The organism is Saccharothrix isguenensis (assembly GCF_052936305.1).
This window is the reverse complement of the sequence record NZ_CP193626.1, coordinates 4,855,574-4,872,253: the sequence shown is the minus strand read 5'-3', so window position 1 is coordinate 4,872,253 and position 16,680 is coordinate 4,855,574. Positions and strand designations below refer to the sequence as shown.

General features: G+C 69.9%; 19 protein-coding genes. 6 read left to right on the top strand and 13 right to left on the bottom strand.

The genetic code is table 11. From position 1 onward, the window contains the following. Positions 1-57 precede the first annotated feature (57 nt). The 9 genes from ACRAKI_RS21855 to ACRAKI_RS21815 form a co-directional block, all read right to left on the bottom strand. Positions 58-519 (bottom strand): hypothetical protein, encoded by a 462-nt coding sequence (locus tag ACRAKI_RS21855; protein ID WP_447002370.1) that lies wholly within the window; start codon positions 517-519, stop codon positions 58-60. After that, positions 516-3,131, bottom strand: coding sequence for an ATP-binding protein (locus ACRAKI_RS21850; protein ID WP_447002369.1), 2,616 nt, complete (start codon positions 3,129-3,131; stop codon positions 516-518). The genes ACRAKI_RS21855 and ACRAKI_RS21850 overlap by 4 nt, the downstream gene beginning before the upstream one ends. Continuing rightward, complete coding sequence (locus ACRAKI_RS21845) at positions 3,128-3,550, bottom strand: hypothetical protein (RefSeq protein ID WP_447002368.1); 423 nt, start codon at positions 3,548-3,550, stop codon at positions 3,128-3,130. The genes ACRAKI_RS21850 and ACRAKI_RS21845 overlap by 4 nt, the downstream gene beginning before the upstream one ends. Then, positions 3,547-3,822, bottom strand: a complete 276-nt coding sequence (locus ACRAKI_RS21840) for a hypothetical protein (RefSeq protein ID WP_447002367.1) — start codon at positions 3,820-3,822, stop codon at positions 3,547-3,549. The genes ACRAKI_RS21845 and ACRAKI_RS21840 overlap by 4 nt, the downstream gene beginning before the upstream one ends. An 11-nt stretch (positions 3,823-3,833) precedes the next feature. Next, positions 3,834-4,832 carry a hypothetical protein gene (locus ACRAKI_RS21835; RefSeq protein WP_447002366.1) on the bottom strand — a complete coding sequence of 333 codons (999 nt, stop codon included), beginning with the start codon at positions 4,830-4,832 and terminating at the stop codon, positions 3,834-3,836. Between the two features lie 799 nt (positions 4,833-5,631). Continuing rightward, a complete protein-coding gene (locus ACRAKI_RS21830) occupies positions 5,632-5,931 on the bottom strand; it encodes a helix-turn-helix domain-containing protein (RefSeq protein WP_447002365.1) in 300 nt (99 codons plus the stop codon). Further along, on the bottom strand, positions 5,921-6,709 hold the full coding sequence (locus ACRAKI_RS21825) for a GP88 family protein (RefSeq protein WP_447008477.1): 789 nt from the start codon (positions 6,707-6,709) through the stop codon (positions 5,921-5,923). Before ACRAKI_RS21825 ends, ACRAKI_RS21830 begins: the two co-directional genes overlap by 11 nt. Then, a complete protein-coding gene (locus tag ACRAKI_RS21820; RefSeq protein ID WP_447002364.1) occupies positions 6,706-7,230 on the bottom strand; it encodes an N-acetyltransferase family protein in 525 nt (174 codons plus the stop codon). The genes ACRAKI_RS21825 and ACRAKI_RS21820 overlap by 4 nt, the downstream gene beginning before the upstream one ends. Positions 7,231-7,252: 22 nt before the next feature. Beyond that, entirely contained in the window at positions 7,253-7,927 is a 675-nt protein-coding gene (locus ACRAKI_RS21815; protein WP_447002363.1) for a hypothetical protein, read from the bottom strand. A gap of 103 nt (positions 7,928-8,030) precedes the next feature. On the opposite strand from ACRAKI_RS21815, the gene ACRAKI_RS21810 reads away from it, so the two are divergent. After that, positions 8,031-8,462, top strand: coding sequence for a hypothetical protein (locus ACRAKI_RS21810; RefSeq protein WP_447002362.1), 432 nt, complete (start codon positions 8,031-8,033; stop codon positions 8,460-8,462). On the opposite strand, the gene ACRAKI_RS21805 is transcribed toward ACRAKI_RS21810, so the two are convergent. The 4 genes from ACRAKI_RS21805 to ACRAKI_RS21790 all read right to left on the bottom strand — a co-directional run bounded on the left by ACRAKI_RS21805 (position 8,455) and on the right by ACRAKI_RS21790 (position 11,588). Beyond that, the gene (locus ACRAKI_RS21805) at positions 8,455-9,417 is read right to left on the bottom strand and encodes a L,D-transpeptidase (protein ID WP_447002361.1); all 963 of its coding nucleotides are present in this window, start codon (positions 9,415-9,417) and stop codon (positions 8,455-8,457) included. The two genes, ACRAKI_RS21810 and ACRAKI_RS21805, sit on opposite strands and share 8 nt — an antisense overlap. Before the next feature lie 108 nt (positions 9,418-9,525). Then, positions 9,526-10,014, bottom strand: a complete 489-nt coding sequence (locus ACRAKI_RS21800; protein ID WP_447002360.1) for a DUF6355 family natural product biosynthesis protein — start codon at positions 10,012-10,014, stop codon at positions 9,526-9,528. A gap of 252 nt (positions 10,015-10,266) precedes the next feature. Then, entirely contained in the window at positions 10,267-10,563 is a 297-nt protein-coding gene (locus ACRAKI_RS21795; RefSeq protein WP_447002359.1) for a hypothetical protein, read from the bottom strand. A gap of 131 nt (positions 10,564-10,694) precedes the next feature. Beyond that, entirely contained in the window at positions 10,695-11,588 is an 894-nt protein-coding gene (locus ACRAKI_RS21790) for a hypothetical protein (RefSeq protein ID WP_447002358.1), read from the bottom strand. A 618-nt stretch (positions 11,589-12,206) separates the two neighbouring features. Between ACRAKI_RS21790 and ACRAKI_RS21785 the strand changes: the two genes are divergently transcribed. Genes ACRAKI_RS21785 through ACRAKI_RS21765 form a run of 5 tightly spaced genes read left to right on the top strand, consistent with a single transcriptional unit; the run spans position 12,207 to position 16,613 of the window. After that, positions 12,207-13,040: a YczE/YyaS/YitT family protein gene (locus ACRAKI_RS21785; protein ID WP_447002357.1), complete on the top strand. Its 834-nt coding sequence runs from the start codon at positions 12,207-12,209 to the stop codon at positions 13,038-13,040. A 37-nt stretch (positions 13,041-13,077) separates the two neighbouring features. Beyond that, entirely contained in the window at positions 13,078-14,154 is a 1,077-nt protein-coding gene (locus ACRAKI_RS21780; RefSeq protein ID WP_447002356.1) for a hypothetical protein, read from the top strand. Next, positions 14,151-14,846 (top strand): hypothetical protein, encoded by a 696-nt coding sequence (locus tag ACRAKI_RS21775; RefSeq protein ID WP_447002355.1) that lies wholly within the window; start codon positions 14,151-14,153, stop codon positions 14,844-14,846. The genes ACRAKI_RS21780 and ACRAKI_RS21775 overlap by 4 nt, the downstream gene beginning before the upstream one ends. 25 nt (positions 14,847-14,871) lie before the next feature. Further along, positions 14,872-15,585: a hypothetical protein gene (locus tag ACRAKI_RS21770; RefSeq protein ID WP_447002354.1), complete on the top strand. Its 714-nt coding sequence runs from the start codon at positions 14,872-14,874 to the stop codon at positions 15,583-15,585. Continuing rightward, complete coding sequence (locus ACRAKI_RS21765) at positions 15,582-16,613, top strand: hypothetical protein (protein WP_447002353.1); 1,032 nt, start codon at positions 15,582-15,584, stop codon at positions 16,611-16,613. The genes ACRAKI_RS21770 and ACRAKI_RS21765 overlap by 4 nt, the downstream gene beginning before the upstream one ends. Positions 16,614-16,680: the final 67 nt, after the last annotated feature.

Below are 16,680 nucleotides of genomic sequence, written 5' to 3'. Positions count from 1 at the left end.
GCGCCTGCCCGCCCGTGTGGCGCACGAAGTCGGCCAGCGGGGTGAGGACGTGGTCCCTCATGGCTCCTCCACGGGCGCAGATGCCACCGAGTCGACCAACCACTGGTCGTCGACCAGAGCCAATCCGACCGTGACCTGCCGGGGTACGTCGTGGGCACGGACTTCGACCACCGCGACCGCGGACTCGGCAGACCTGCTCTCCCCGAGTACCCGGACCTCCGGTCGCGGCCGGTGATCGGTAGGTAGACAGCGCGCCTCGCGGCCGAGCCGGGCACGCCACCGTGGTGTCGCGAGCCGACACGCGTCCGGATCCAGCGCCTGCTCGCGTTGCACGAAGGCCAGTGCGACCGATGCCGGATCACTGAGATCCAGTGGCACCGCGTCTGCCGAGGGCGTCGGTTCGGGCCACGACACGGCGATGATGGTCAAGCTCGCCAAGGCCGCCGCGGACACCACCGACGCGATCAGACCCGCACGGCGCTGGGCAGTTGACGGTCGCAGCGGTGAGGTGGCGATCACCGGGCACGCTCGCGGTGATCGGCTCGCTGGTGTTCGCCGACCGCGTCTTCCGCAGCCGCCTTGTCGGACTCCGCGGCGTCAGCCGGCGCCGCAACCACGCGGGCATCCGGGGAATCGCTCTCGATCTGTTCGGCGTCGTAGGCGTAGAGGTCGGCCGAGTCCTCCGCCGCGTCGGTGGACAAGGTGTCGGCGATCCACTCGGTCAGCCGGTCGAAAGCCACCAGCCCGAGCCGGTTGCGCCGATCGCGCATCACGCACTCGCCCGGCCCCAACATGCCCTGCGCCTGGCGCAGTCGCGGACCCGCGTCGGGCCTGTGCAGCAGCACCGCCTGCGCGCGCTGTTCCTCCTGCCCCAGCGCCTCGAACGCCGCCGACATCACCAACTGCTCGACCAAGCCCTCGATGGCGGCCATCTCGACCGCGGACTGGGAGTCCAACAGCAGGTACGTCTTGAGCGCACGGCCTGTGCGGGCCAGCCACTGCACCAGCGAACGGCCTTCCGGGTAGGCGGTGATGCGGTGCAACTCGGTCAACGCGACCAGCTTGATCAGCTCCCGCACGTGGCGCGACTGCATCAGCGCGTACGCCGTGGAGGTCCGGAAGGTGGTCATGGCGCAGCGCTGGGACACCGTCCACTGCTCCGCCACGCTGCCGGGCTGCGGCAAGCCCAGGCCGTCCAGACGCAGGTAGACCAGACCGCGGCCGGACAGCATCGGCGCGGCACCGGCCGCCGGGGTGCCCAGCACAGCGCGCACGTCGGACTGGCGAGAGCGCACCGACAGCGTCTCGCCCAGCGTCCGTGCAGCTTGCGCGGCCGGCGTGTCGCCGGGGGTGGCGACAAGTTCGCCGACCACGGCGGTGGCCGACCACAGCTCACGAGGGCGGGCCAAGACCCGGTCGATCGCGGACTCCAACACCGCCTCGGTGCCTCGCCGGTCCTCCCCGCTGAGCACGCCCAACAGGGCGTCCAGGGTCAGGGCACGGGCCTCGTCGGCAGTGGGCGCCCACCGCATCGGGTCCATCGACCCGGCCGCCTCCGCCGCGGTGACGTCGACGACCTGCACCGGAACACCCAGGACGCGGTCGGCGACCTCCACGATGCCGGCCAGGTCGCCCTTGGGGTCGGCCAGCAGGCACCAGGCACCCTCGGCCAACGCGGCGAGCACCGTCAACATCACCGCTGTCGACTTACCGGAGCCGGAGCGGCCGGTGAACGACATCGTCGTGGGCATCCGCCGGTCGTCGGCGGTGCGCGAGACCAGGTGCAGCCGCACCGGTCCGGGCGTCGCGCCGAGGTTGCCGCCGATGTAGGGACCGCTGGTGTCGCCGACCGCCGAGCCGCCGTGAAACCACGAGCCGGCCAGCGTGCGCATCGGCTGCACCTGCCCGAACTCCGGCACCCTCACCCGGTCACCCGGAAGCAGCTCCTTCCACAGCAGGTCCTGGATGTTGGGCGCCGGCTCCAGGGCCACGATGCCGGTGTAGCGGCGGCGCAGCGCCTCGATGCGGTCGGTCAACTCCTCGACGGTCTCGGCATGCACCACCCACCGCGGATGCGACGTCGCCAGCACGTCGACGCGCCGCCGCACCTCCCGGTCGCGTTCGGCGAGCGCGAGCTCGGCCTCGTCGATCTCCTCCGGCGGGGCGGTGCCCGCCTCACCGGCCTCCAGCGACTGCGACCTGGTCCACTTGCGGCCGGTGCGCAGCAGCGCCAGCGATCCGGTGCGGCCGTGGTTGACCCCGCGCACCGACGCCTCCACGTCGGTCAACTCGGTCAACAACGCCAGCCACTCCCCGCCGGGGATCTCCAGCTCGTCGGCCGGGAAGCCGTTGACCGCGGGCACCAGCACCGCCACGTGCCGCGTGGCGCCGCTGACCGCGTCCCTGGTGGTCACGTAGCCGCCGTCAGGGCTGGGGACGACCTCGCCGTGCATCAGCGACAGCAGCCGCGCGCCGGACAGCTCGCCGTCGTCGACCGGGGCGAGGTCGGCGGTGCGGCGAAGCTCACGGGCATAGGCCCACGCGATCGTCGCGGCCGACGCCGGGACACCGAGAAGAGGGCTGTCGCGCACCTGGCCGAACCAGCGCCGCACAGTGGGCCGCAGTTCCTCGACGCGCTCGTGGGCGTCGCGCAGCATCCCGGCCCGGGAGCGCAGCTGGGCGGAGACCGCCTGTCGGCGGCGTTCCCACGGCGAGGCGGTGTCGCGGGTGGGCCAGCGGACCCCGAGCAGCACGATCCGGCGACGGAAGTGCCCCACGTCGCTGTTGCGGGCGATGCGGTGTGCACCCAGCTCGATGTAGTACTCCGCACCCGGCGCACGGACTCCGGACGTGGACTTCCAGCTTTCGCGGTAGTCCTCGTCGGAGTACCGCGTCCACATGATCTTGAGGTGGTACTCGGCGTCGACCGGTAGCAGCGTGTGCATCGCGGCGGCCGTGGCCCAGGTCGCGGCCTCCAGCTCGCCGTCCTCCATCAGTTCGGTGGAGCCGTCGGGGATCTGCGCCCAGGTCCACACCGCGTCGTCGGTGACCTCGATGCCGTCCAGGATCAGCAGTGGCGCGGCGGGTGGGTCGGTGATCCGGCGTGCCGCATGTCGTGTCTTGCGCGTCATGCTGCGCCACCATCCTTTCCGGACTTGGGTTCCGAGGTGACGAGGCGGGTGGTGATGTGCAGTCGGATCGGATGGGACCGGTGGCCGGCAATGTCCAGCAGTGGGTTGCCGATAGGCACCCTGCGGGACGGCATTCGGAACTGAGCCCAGTCCCTCCAGGCGGCGAGCATCATCCGGCCGGTGTCGTCGCGTCGCGTGCCGTAGAGCACGAACACCACGGGCGGCACCAGGAACACCAGTGGTGACAGACGGTGCAGGATCGGCATGCCCAGCACTAGCAGCACCACCCACCACAGCGCGACGCTGACCGCCCCGATCAGCAGGATCCGCCGCTCCATACCACGTCCCAGGGAACGGCCGAACAGCTCGTACTGGCGGGTCTGGAGTTTCAGGTGGACGGTGTCAGTGGGCAGCCTCATGTCGTACCGCCGACCACGGACTGGATGATTCCCTTGAGGATGTTCTCGGCGGTGTCCGGGAAGAAGATGAACACCCCGCACGCCATGGCACCCAGGATCTGCGCCATCATCCTGCCCGGCTTGTCCTCCATGTAGGACCAGAAGGCCCGAACGCCCAGCACGATCATCAGCAGCACACCCAGCAACGTGAAGATCGCCTGCTTGATGCCGTCGAGGTTCACCTGCTGCAACGGTTGCGTCTGCGCCAGTTCCAGCGCGCTCACGATGGTCATCGCGGTGTTCATCACGGTGCTTTCCCGGTGTCGATGTCGATGCCCGCCAACAGCCAGCGGTCGTCCTGGCGGTGCAGGCTCAAGCGGTAGGTGCAGATCAACTGCCCGGCGTTCTCCGCCACGCGCCACACCGCCGTCGCCACACCCACACGCTGGTCGGGCGGTGCGCCCGGCGATGCCTGCATGCCACGCCACTGCCGCAGCTCGACGAGCGTCGCCGCGCCCTGAAGGGAGGCGATCCTTGCTCGCGGAGCCCGGACGAAGTCCAGGTCGCCGGTGGCGAAGGCGTCCATGAAGCTCTCCACGGCCGTGCGGGTGTCACGGGTGAACCGGTCGTCGGACACCGTCTGGCCTGGCGGTACGGATTCAGGGACCGCGGTGCCGGGCTCGCCGATCAGGGCCGGAGACGCGGTCAACACCAGGCGGCCGTCGTGCTCCGCCAGAGGCACCGCGACGACCAGCCAACGCGCCGGATAGGCCCGCCAACCCGGAAGGTCCGCCGGTGCCGGTTCCGCGGCCGGGATACCGGAGCCGGCGGTGGGCGACGAAGACCCCGACTCCTCGGAGGGCGGTTGCGTCGGGGGCTGTTCCGACGATCCCCGGTCCTCGGCCGGCGCGTAGGGCACGACCCGAACTCGCACGGTCACCACGGCTTGGTCGTTGCCCTGTCGCACGCGGCCGAGCACGGCGGCGCTGTCGGCGGACTGACGGCCTTGGCCGTCCCATCCGTCGACTTCGCGCCCCGGCGACGCCCACCGCCGCAGCACCTGCTCTCGGCGCTCTCGTTCCCGGGCATCCCAGGACAGGTAGTCCACCGCCACACCCTCGGCGACCCCGTCGAGAACCTCATCGGCGACGCCCGGTGTCGAGGTCGACGTCGACGGGCGCAACAACCCCGCCACCGTGACGGTCACATCGACCGCGCCCAGGACGGTCAGGACCGTGATCGCGGTCAGCAGCGCCAGTCGGCGCGCTCGCGTCCACCACGGTTCTCGGACACCGTCGACCACGTCGAAGGCGGTCTGTCGCGGCGAGGCTGAACGGCGTACCGGCGCGGCCTCGGTCGGAGGCGTCGGGGCCGGTGGCGCCCACTGCGGTGCGGCACCGGGCGCCGGCACGGGCCCAGGTGGTGCGGGGTGGCCGTGCACCGAGGCAGTCCATGCGGGCGGCCGGTGTCGAGCGTCCACCGGCGGTGCCATTCCTCCGATGGCCGCGCGTCCTGGCTTGTCGCCGGCGGCGAACGCCGTGCCGTCTGCCCGAGTGACCTTCCCGGCGCGTCGCGCGTTCCAGCGGTCGCGGACAGCGCGGTGATTCTTCCCGGCCATCAACCGCCACAGCAGATCACCGGCCATGATCCGACCCCCGGACGGCCGACAGTCTCGTGATGAAAACGAACATGAAACCCCCTGTGAACACCGCGGCGCTACTTCGTCACAATCTCGGATGCGCGGCGCGATACAGGCACCATAACTCGCCGCCTGTTCGCGGAAAGAGTTTTTCCCGTAGATCGGGAAAAGCGCTGTCACTGAATGAAAACCATCCGACTCTAATCCGATGCGATGCGCGGAAGCCGCATGACGTGCCATGATGGAGTCAGTGCGCAGTCGGTTATGCGTACTGTCGGGATGCGGGTGGTTGATTACCCGTCGAGCCGTGGGGGCGTAGACGGATAATCTGCCGCTCGCACTTGTGACACATTCCATGTGTCGAAAAAACGGGGTGTGCGGGAACCGGTAGCCGGTTCCCGCACACCCCGTCCACTATGAGCGTGTCGAAGCGAAGTCGTCGAAGTACTCGCGCGGCGGCCGGTCAGTTCTTTCGGTCGGGCCGCTCGGATGTGGTGTGAGCGGTGATCGCAACCAGTCGCCCGCCGATGCGGTATCGGCGACCTACCCGTTCCACGGCGCCGCAGTCCTCCAGGGCGCGGACAAGACGGTGGACCGTGCTCAGCGGAAGGCCGCCGAGTTCGCTGATCCGGGCCAGTGTCAGCGGTGCGGGTTGGGGAGCGATGGCCTCCAGCACGCGCAGGCAGCGCTCCAGGTAGGAGTCGCAACCACGAGTCGCGGCTGCGGAGGCGGGTCGGGCCGTCCCAGGCGGGTCACCGGTCATCGCCGTGCTCCGCTGTCGAATCGAGTTCCGGGTGGGTCGGCCGCCCCTGCTGCGCGCCGCGTGGCCGGTGGGATCGAGACCCCAGTCGTCCAGGGCCCAGTCGGGGTGCCGACTTCTGCGCCTGCCACTCCCGGAAGGTGCGTTCACCGATGCGGCGTCGCAAGTGCGGGTGGTTGTTCTGCGTCATGCCGACCGGTGAGGGCCCGAGCACCGCCAACAGGTCCGATGCGGCGTTGGAGTGGTGGCCTGCGGCGGTGATGGCTTCCTCGTTGGGGAAGACGTCCGCGACCCGGTCGCCCGGTTCGATGAGGTGGTCCTCCTTCCCACCGTAGGAGTAGACCCACAGCCAGTTCGCAGGTGGGTCCGGCTCCACCAACTTCTTGAACCGGGCTACTTCCTTGGTATACGAGTAGAACGTCACGTCGGGCGTGGTGCGGGCGATGTCCAGCCAGGCCACCAGGTAGGGGTCGGAGAAGAAGTCGCCAGCGTCGTGGATCCTGAGGTACTTGCCTCCGCGCAGGCGCGGCGCGGCGAGTTCCGCGAGCATGTCGTCCTTCCACTGTGGAAGATCCTGCTTGATCCGCAGAAGGTTGCGTTGGTGTTTGGCCAGCACCTTCGGGAAGCGGAACGTGCCCGTGCGGGCGTAGCACACGGCCGCACAGACACCGGCTGCCGGGCATGTGACGTAAGGGGTTCCGTCGTCGAACCTGCCCGCCAGCGCCGGGATGGAGAAGGTGAAGATCCCGTGCGGGCGGAGGTAGGCGTTCTGGGTGATCATGCGTTCGGGCGTGAACCTGGACCGGTCGACTGCCACGACGTGCTCCTCATGCGGTCATGGGGGGCGTGGGTGAACTCGACCTCGATCACGCCCGCGTCGGGCGCGCCGAGCCGCGCCGTCGGGGTGACGCGACGTAGCAGGGCAAGAGCTGCGGTGTTGGTGACGGCTACCTGCGCGCGTAATACCGAACGCCCCGCGGTGTCGGCCAGCAGCCGGCTCATCAGCGCCGTACCGACTCCGCGACGCTGCCAGGCGTCTTCGACCAGGATCGCCAGCTCGCTGCCGTCGTCATCGTGCACTGCGGTGGCCACCCCGACGAGCCGATGACCGTGCCACCCGGCCACGGTGGTCTGCCGAGACCGGTTGGCCAGCGACCGCAGGTAGAGGCGGACGGCGTCCGGGGAACCTCCGCCGCACCGGTCCAGCACGGTGCGATCGGAGCACCGGTCCAGCATCGCCTCGACGCTGCGACGATCGGCGGCCAACAGCGGCGCTGCCACCAGGTGGGGGAGGCGCATCATGCTCAGCTCCGGTGGAGGATGGTCACGGCCGCGCCGTCCACGGGGCAGCCTCCACGTACTGCGGCACCGTGGCGGGTGTCCGCCGCAGCAGTGGCCACCAGTAGGTCGTCTCGGTGACCATCGCGACCGGACGTCCCGCCACGAGCAGACGTGCCTGCGAGTACAGCGCCGGGGCCTCGGCGTGTGCGGGACCGTCGATACGGACGGTGAACTGGGTGGCACGGTGTACCGCCGCACCGAGCAGTTCCCCCAGTGGGACGCTGCCGTGTCGCAGCACCGCTTGCCCGTCGATGTCCAGGCGCAGCGCCGGCTCGTACACCAGCGCCGTCACCGCGGCCAGGCGAACCGCTGGATCACCCATGGCGGGCACCAGAAAGCCGTCTCGCACGGTGACGCGAGTGCCGGGCGGGACATCGAGCAGCTTGGCCTCCAGCGGGTTCACCTCACGGCGCGTGTCGGGCACGCGCGCTGTCCTGCGCACGGCAAAGCCGGTCCACCAGGACAAGGCCGCGGTGTAGGTGGGCGCTGTGTTGATCAGGCGCTTGAGCCGCACTGCCCGGTCTTCCAGCTCGTGATCCTGATTTCCATCGCCGGTGTCGGGAACGTCAGCGGCCGATCTCTCGATGCCGACACTGGCGGTGAACGTGGTGGCGTTGTGGCCGGTGCTGACGCGCGTGTCGATGTCGACGAGGGACACGGTGTTCCTCCTGCCTGAAGATCGGCGGGGGTGGGGACGCGGCCCGCCCTCCTGGGAAGAGAGGGCGGGCCGCGCGCTGAGGGCCGGCCACTCGGTTCACCCGGTGACCGGGTGCCGGGCGACGACGACCGATGGTGCGGGTGCCGGGACGACGACCACGCTGGTCGTCGTCGATCCGGCCCGAGGACTGGTGGGATTCGGCGCCGACGACGACGGGGTTTCCGTCGCGCGGGAGGTCGTTGTGGTCGGCGTCGGCTCGGACGTTGCGGGCTTGGACGTTGTGGTCGTGGGCTTCGGCGGCGTGGTCGTCGTCGGATTGACGGTCGTCGTGGGCTTGGTCGTCGTCGTGGATGGCGGGACGCTGATCCCTGCCGCCTGGGCCGATGCGCCGGTCGTGGTCAACAGGGTGGCGGTACCTGCGATGAGCGCACCGGCGGCCATCCCGGCCAACGTGATGCGGGCAGACCTCGTGGTCATGGATCTCCTTGTAGATGAACGGTTTCAGGCCAACGCCGGCGTCCTGCCGGCTACTTGATCAACACGGTGGTGCCCGCAGGAATGGGGCTTCCGCCGTGTGATGTGGTCAGGGTGTGCAGTGCGTCGGCAGGGACCCGGATACAGCCGTCGGAGCTGGCGACGCCGAAGACGGCCGGATCCGGCCAGCCGTGCACGCCGATGGTTCCGGGCCCTCCGCCGTAGGTGGTGTAGGTGTCGGAGTGCGCACCCAGCGCCAGGAGCACCGGTGTGTATGTCGCGGCGGGGTCGCGGATCGTGGCGATCACGAACGTCCGTCCCTGGGGCGTGACCGAGTTCGCGGCGCCGATGCCCACCGTCCACCGGTCGATCTCGCGACCGTACTGGTGCAACGTCAGCGAGTAGTCCGCCCGGTCGACCGTGACCAGGTACGGCGTCGCGGCGAGCGTGATGTCAGACCCCAGGTGCAGCCAGGCCACGCTGTTGTTGGGCCTCGACGGCAGAGCGACCATGACCCAGTCCGTTCGTCGCTCCAGGACCGGCAGCCAGGTATCGACCTGGGCACGCGCCGGTTCGATGCCGATGGGCTGGGTGCTGGGCACCGCGGCGACCGGGTCGCCACCCGGTGTCGCGTACGCCGCCACGGTGCGCGTGGGATGCGCGACCGTGCCGTCGGGTACCTGCTCGGGTGCCGGGTCGCGCGGCGCGTCGGGCACCTCGGTGAACACCTCCGCCTGCGGCAGCACGGCCAACTGCTCCTCGGATACCGGCCGGGGCTGCGGTGATGCCGCGTGACCGGCCGCCGCGTCGGCGGCCGGTTCCGCATCTCGACCGGCCGAGTGACCGGGGACAGTCTGACCGTGCCCCCGGTCCTCGGTGGCCGTGAGAACGAGTGCGGCCACGGTCAGGACGGCCGGCGCGAGCCCGCCGAGGACGACTCCTCGGGCTCGTCGTGGGACCACGTTTCCGGGGTCGTTCGTCCTGCCGTGGCGCACGATGGTCACCTCCTCTGTCATGGTTGGACTAAGTGGACAGTTGGGATGGAAGAGAGTTGGTGCGCCGGACGCCCCCGACAGCGGCGGTGCACCTGGCTTCGCGCGGCAGACGCTTCACAGGTGGAGTTGTCAGCAACCGCGGCCGTTGTAGTAGGCGTAGGTGATCAGTCCACCCTGAAGCGCCCGATGATCGGACAGATTGGTCAGGCCGGAGCTGACGCAGATCGAGCGGGTCGAACCGGCACCCCACCAAAACTCGACGTTGATCGAGATCCTGCCCGGCCCGCAGTGGTTGTAGTAGGCGTAGCGGTTGGGTGCGTACCAGCCGCAGTTGGCCTGTGCCGTCACACCTTCGGCACCCGCCTGGGCACGCGCCGGAGCCGCGAGCTTGCCCTGAATCTGCGATCCGGGCAGGGTCACACCAGCCTCCGCCTGGATCTGCGAACCGGGGGTGCCCGGGTGCGCCTGGATCTGGGACGCCGAACTGCCGGCCGAGGTGGGCCCGTACGGGCCGCCCATGGCGATCTGTGCAGAGGCGCTTCCCGCGGTGACGGCCAGCGACAGCCCGAGCGCGAGGCCGAACACGCCGAGCAGGCGCAGGATGAACGTGCGTGTCATCGGTTTCCTTTGCTTCCGGTGGGGAAGGTGTGCCGCGCCGCTCGCCGCGCCCCCAGGGGGGATTTGGGTCTGAGCGGCGGCGCGGCACACCCCGCCGGTCGGGAGTGACCGGCAGTCTGGTGCCCGCCCGCCATCCGGCGGTGAGGCTCCGGCCCGCGGTCGGGGCCGGTGGTCTGTGGTTGTCACGGAGCGGGGCGCTTGGTGAGCGCGAACCGGCACTCCGCGGTCTACGTAGTTGTTGCCGCCCAGGGGTCAGCGTCCGGTTGGAGCCAGGCGCTCCGCCCAGAACGCCCGCACCGGGCCGCAGGACGTCGCGCCCACGGGCGGGATGTGCCCGGTGGCCTCGATCTCCTGCCGTGACGGGCGTTGGCCGGCTCGGGCCTGCCGTTCGCCGTCGTCTGCGGCCGTGCCCGTGAGTTGGAAGCGTTGCCCGCTGGGCAACTCCAGCACGACGCAACCGGGTTGGCGGCCGGTCCACTCGACGCTGCCGACGACGCTGACCACCGATCCGCGCGCCTGCGGCGGCGGGATCACCACCGCGGTACTCACCTGCGGATCGCGGCGCTCCGCATCCGCCGAATCCGAGACGACGACGTCTTCCGGCTGCGTGGTCGCGCAGGCCACCGTCGCAACCAGGACACTCGACATTCCCAGCACGGCGGACCTCCGTCGGTGGCGCTTCATCGCAGGTCGCCTTCGTCGGCCGGGACTCCCACGTCCCAGAACATCGAGTCCGTCAGCGGCACCGTCGGCTCCCGCGTCCGCCACAGCGACGCCGCGTGGACCGTCCCGGCAGCCGCGATCAACGAGTTCGGATGCGCCATCCGAGGTGCCAACTCGTCGAGCACCGCGTGCGCGGTGTCGCGGGCGAAGTCCCTTCCCAGCAGCCAGATCCGCGTCGGCACGCCCGCCCCGCGCAGGACCGCGTAGATCTCCTGCGTCGCCGGCAGATAGCCCAGCACCCACTGACCGCAGCGATCCGGTTGCAGAGCGGAGGACAGATCATCGTCATCACCGTCGCGACGCCAGGCCCACCCCCACTCCTCGACACCGTCCAACGCGAAGACACCCAGGCCCGTGGCAGTCGCCCGCCGGGGGTCGATGGTCAGGAACGTGGTCTCGTCGTCGAAGGCCACCACCTGGGCGGGCACGTCCGGTGACAGGCGCCAGCCGTCGGCCGCCGCCCGCAGCGGACCCGACGGCGGGTCCAGCCCGATCACGAAGTCGCGGAGATCCTCGGCCAAGGCACGCGCGTTCTCCAGTTCCCGCACGGCCTCGGTGTGCTCGTCCACCGCCCGCTCCAGCGCGCCGACGTCGGGCTTCGTCGCGGACCGGATCGTCGTGATGCGCCGCTGCGCGTCGTCGATCCGTTCCAGCGCCTCAGCCGACTCCCGCCTCAGCGTCGCTTCCAGCAGCAGCAGGTCGCCGGCGGCATCGGCGGTCAGGACCTGGAGCGTCCCGGTCCCGACCAGCCGGTCGCTGATCGTCTGCGGCACCGGATCCGCCCGGTGTCCCAGCAGCACCAGCAGCTGCCCTTCCACGGTGTGCCGCCATCGTGCACGACGTGTCTCCACCTTGTTCCCCCTGATATCCACCCGTCAGCAGGGCGCGTACAACCGTTGACCTGACTCCGTGCGACGGCCGTCCCCCTGGCAGTCCACGAGCGATTAACCCGTCGAGCGCGAACAAGCCCGACACATGCAGACGCGTTCCGCGTCATCGCGACAGGCCATTGACCATGTCCGCATCCGTCAGGTTCACCGCAACAGGTGACCGCGTTGCCGGTAGAACAATGACACAACTCCCGCATCACGTCACGAGAAAAGTTGAAACAAGACGAAATAGCCTTCTGACCTGCACTGATGTACACATCTGGGCGTGGCCTGTCATTTCTTCGGGTGAAATCCTTTCAATGTATGAAAAGTGCCGGTTTCGCCAAATGAAAACTTCCGCCAGGCGCGTCGCGAGGACACTTTTCAACTGATGAAAATATTCCCCGGAGCACTTGGAGTCGGCTATGGTGCTCAGCGCGCGACCGGCGTCCCCCTTGCTAGTCGATGTTTCGCCCAATGAAATCAGAAGGGGACAGCCATGCGTAATGCGATGTCGAGTTCCGTGGGTCCGACCGTTCGATGTGCGGTCACGTCACCAACCACGGTTGCGCGGCGAGGCAAGGCCGGACAGGTGCGGGCATGACCGGCGCCGATCGTCGGATCACGGCGAGGGGAGCGCGGTTCGTCCGCCTGGTGGCGGGAACGGTCGCAATGGGGTTGGGCATCGCGCTGCTGGTGCGTGCCCGGCTCGGCCTACTGCCGCTGGACGTCCTACACGCGGCGATCAGCAGGCACACCGGGTGGACGATGGGCGGCGCTTTCCTCGCCGTGCAGGCGGTTCTGCTGCTGGCCTACCTGCCGCTGCGGGTGCGCCCGGGTGTGGGGACGGTCGTCGCCGCGACGGTCCCGGCGGTCGTGTGCGACGTGGCCTTGGCGCTGCTGCCGGATTTCGCCCTGGTGTGGCGCCTGGCGTTGTTGCCGCTCGGCGGCGTGCTGTTTGCACTGGGTATCGCCCTGTACCTGGGTGCCGGGATGGGTGCACTTCCGCGTGACGGCCTGATGCTGGAGCTGCACTGCCGCCGGCCGTGGCTGCGTCCGGCGGTGATCCGGGTCGTCGCGGACGTCGCCTGCCTGCTGGCGGGCTGGCTGGCCCTGGGACCAGTCGCCGCGGTGACCAACGGAACCGTGGGTCTGGGCTCTGTGCTGTTGGCGGGTCTGCTCGGACCGGTCATCGCGATCCTGCTGCGCCGGACCGGGCGCTTCACCGCGCCCGGGGAGTCCTCACAGGACGGACAGGCATCCCGAGCCAGCGGTCAAGCGTGTTCCTCAGGCGATTCCCAGCGGGAGTTGGTCACGCAGCCCCTTCGGCCCGCAGCGAGCAACGACGTCATGCGGGACGACTCGCGAACACCCGCGACCCAAACCCTCGACGGCGTATCGGTCGTCGACCTCGCCCACAACCTCAAGCGCTGACCTCTCGGCGCGCCTTCACTCACCTGTAGGGAGATCCATGTTGCGCGGCCCTGTTCGGGCCGTCCTGCTGCTGTGCGCTGTGGCGCTCGCGGCAGTGGCGTGCACCGGTTCACCATCCGACCAGTCGACGTCCACCTCGACGCACGACCCGAACCCCTCCGCGCGGGCGGAGGTCCACCCGGCCATCCCAGAGGACCTGCGCCCGGCGGCAGAGGCCTACGCCCGCTACCGGGATATCGATGCCTGCGCACTGCACGACCCGGCGGCGGCCGAGAAGGCGTCCGGGGAAGGCAGCACCGGCGACGAGCTGATGCCCAGCGACGACGGCTTCAACACCTGCACCCTGCGGCTGCACAAGTCGGAGTTCGACTCCACGTGGACGATGTACCTGCGGGTGGCGCAGGAGTACGACGCCGCGCTGCGGCGCGAGGCCGCGCCCGAGCAGATCGGCGGCGTCGAGTTCTACGTCAAGGAGGAGGGCGCACCTCAACCCTCCTGCGAACTGGCCCGCCCCCTGGACGACACCTACGCGGTCGTGCTCGATGTCCACCCCGACGACCGCGACAACGTCGTGCGACCGGTGTGCGACTTCGCCCGCGACTACGTCGGGCAGCTCGCGGACCGGTGGCGCGACCTGCCGCGCCACGGTTCGGACCGCACCCAGCCCGCCCTGCCGCTGGCGCTGCGCGACCCCTGCCAGGCGCTCACCGCCGTGGTCGACGACCTGGGCGCGGACGCGGAGATCCAGCCGCACGAGGTCTACGAGTGCAGCATCATCCCCGGCGCCGGCGGCACGGTGAACCCCAAGAGCAAAGCCGGGGCCGGTGAGATCACCGTCGTGTTCGGCGTCGACGAGGACCCCGCACGCAACCTGACGATCTCGCCCGACGAGTACCGGGCCGTGGACATCGCCGGGTACAAGGCGGTGACGGGTACCCGCGCCGGGCAGTGCCGCACCGTGGCGGTCTGGGATCAGGACACCACGATCGTCGAGAATGACCAGGACGACGACGCGCTACCCGCGGTCCAAGTCGTCCAGGTCGACACCCCTGACTGCGAACAGCAGTCCCGAGCACTGGTCGAGAAGATCCTGAACGCGGTGGGCAAGCCGTGACCCGCCCCCGCCCGCTCGGCACCGTGCTCCTGGCGGCGGCCATGGCGCTGTCGGCCTGCACCACCACCATCGGCGGCACCGCGCGCCCCCACACGCAACCGACCCCGGACAGCCCTCAACAGGCCGTGTGCAGCCGTGCGCCCGACCCGGACAGCTGCGCCGAGTTCCAGCGCACCGAACCGGCCAAGGGCGAGCAACTGTTCCAAGCGTGGGCCGCGGACGAGGCCGCCAGCTCGCAGATGCTGTGCAGCGCGCTGCCCGACCAGACCTGGCAACAGTGGCTGGGCGAGGGCTTCTACCGCTACATCAACGACTCCTCCTGGTGCGAACTGTGGTCGGACGACAACCAGGTCGCGATCAAACTCGGACTGTTCGGAGCCTCGCCCCTGCGCGAGTACCTGACCCGGTTCCAGTCCGATCCGGGCATCGCCGCGCTCACCCACCAGGTGCAGATAGCCGGAGTACCGGCGATGACCACCGGATTGGCCGCCGACTCCGACGGCGTCGGACGCGACGGGGAACAGATCACCCTGGCCCCACATGGAGACGCAGAGAAGCCCGGCGTGCTACTGATCCACCTGGAGCTGCACCCGCCACGCGGCCGACCTTCCAACACCCCGGTCGACCGCAACCGCATCGGGTTCCGCGACCACCTCGCCGGCGCGCTGCTCGGCGCGCTCTACCCGCGATGACCCTTCCACCGACACGGAGACCACCATGCGCACCGGCACCATCGCGGCACTGGCCCTCGCCACCGCCGCATCAGCAGCGATGACGTTGACCTCCTGCACCACCACCGTCCCTGGAACCGCCACCCCGGCCGGTGCCACATCAGACACCGCAGGATCATCGACCGCGGACACGACTCCCACCCCAGGCTCGGCGACACCGTCGGGGTCGGACCGGCCCGACGCACCCATCACCCTCGGCGACCTCGATCAGCGCGTCGACGCCGCGAGCGTCGGCGCCCCCTACGACCCCTGCTCCATCGGCTGGGCCGCTTTCCCCACCGAGGTACGCCCGACCACAACCGACGCCAAGCCATCGCTGCGCCCACCGCGCGACAACGACGCCTTCGCGATCGCCTGCCGCTACGACAACGGCGACACCGTCGAAGCCACCGTCGACGAACAGGGCAACGCCACCAGCAACACCGGCCGGGACTTCCTCGCACTCATCGTCTGGGCACGCCCCGGCCAGATCTCGGCCAACCCCGCCGACCACACAGGCTCCTCGGCGACCACCTACGGCGGCAAACAGGGTGTGCTCAAGCCCGGCAAGGACCGCAAGGGCAATGCCATGTGCACCGCGATCATCCAACTCACCAACGGCGTGGGCGGCGTCAGTTTGACCAACGGGCGGTTCCCGGACATCGACACCTGCTCCATCGCCCGCACCGTCGCCAACAAGATCGCGGCGACCGCCCCGTGACCCGACCGCAGGTCCGTGTCCACGCCCTGTCCGGCGACGTCACCGTCGACGTCCCCGGACAGGAGCCGGACACGGCGACCGAGACCACCCAGCCCATGCGCCCCCTGACGCCGGCACGTTTGCGGATGCTCACCGCTCTACGCAGTCCGTCGATGCTGCTCGCCGCCGGTCTCGTCGTGCTGGTCGCCCTGGTGCTGCTGCTACGCGGCCATGACGACAACACGGCCACGGCGCGCCCAGTAGTCACCGCCACCACGACGGTCATGGTCGACACCACGTCGACCGAGGCGGCCACACCCAGCACCACCACGCCCACTCCGGACCCCGCGGCGATCGCTCCACGCCCCCTCGCCGAGGACCAGCTGGACCAGCTTCCACTCGCCGTGGTCGGACAGTCCCTACCGCACGCGCCCGCAGACCCGGACCCCGCCTCCGACCCAGGCCCCGAGGTGTTGCACCCGACCGCAACGACGGCCGTCTACGACGCTCCCGGTGGGCAGCCCTTCGCACGCCTGCCGGTCAGGCAGGTCTTCACCCCGACCTGGGTTCCGGTCGTGCAGCGTCAGCCGGGCTGGGCCCGGGTCCTGCTGCCCACTCGGCCTCTCGACGGCGGCATCGCGCCGACCGGTTGGCTGTACCTGGACCAGACCGTGGTCCTGTCGCAGTCGGCGCACCGCGTCGACATCGATCACACCACCGGTAGCGCGACCATGCTGGCCCGGTTGAGCCGCGTCACCACCGACAGCGGCCCACCGGATCCGACATCGGTCCCGACCGTCCGGCCGCGCACGTTCATGGCCATCACTCCCGCGACCATCGACGGCGGCTGGCTGGCCAGGATCTGGCAGCCACTGCTGATCAACAACGAACGGATCTGCACCGGCATGCTCGGCACCCTCGTGATGCCCGCCCTGTCCCAGGTCTCCCCGCTCGGGCAGTCGGACGGTCAAGGGTGCGTGCCGACACCCGACGGCCTACGCGGACCGCTGTCGTCGGTCGCCGCCGGAACGGTCGTGCTGCAACGCTGAACGGCACCCGTCGACCCGACGTGGTCGATCACGGTTCCCGGCCTGCGGCTTAGCCGGTCCACGGCGA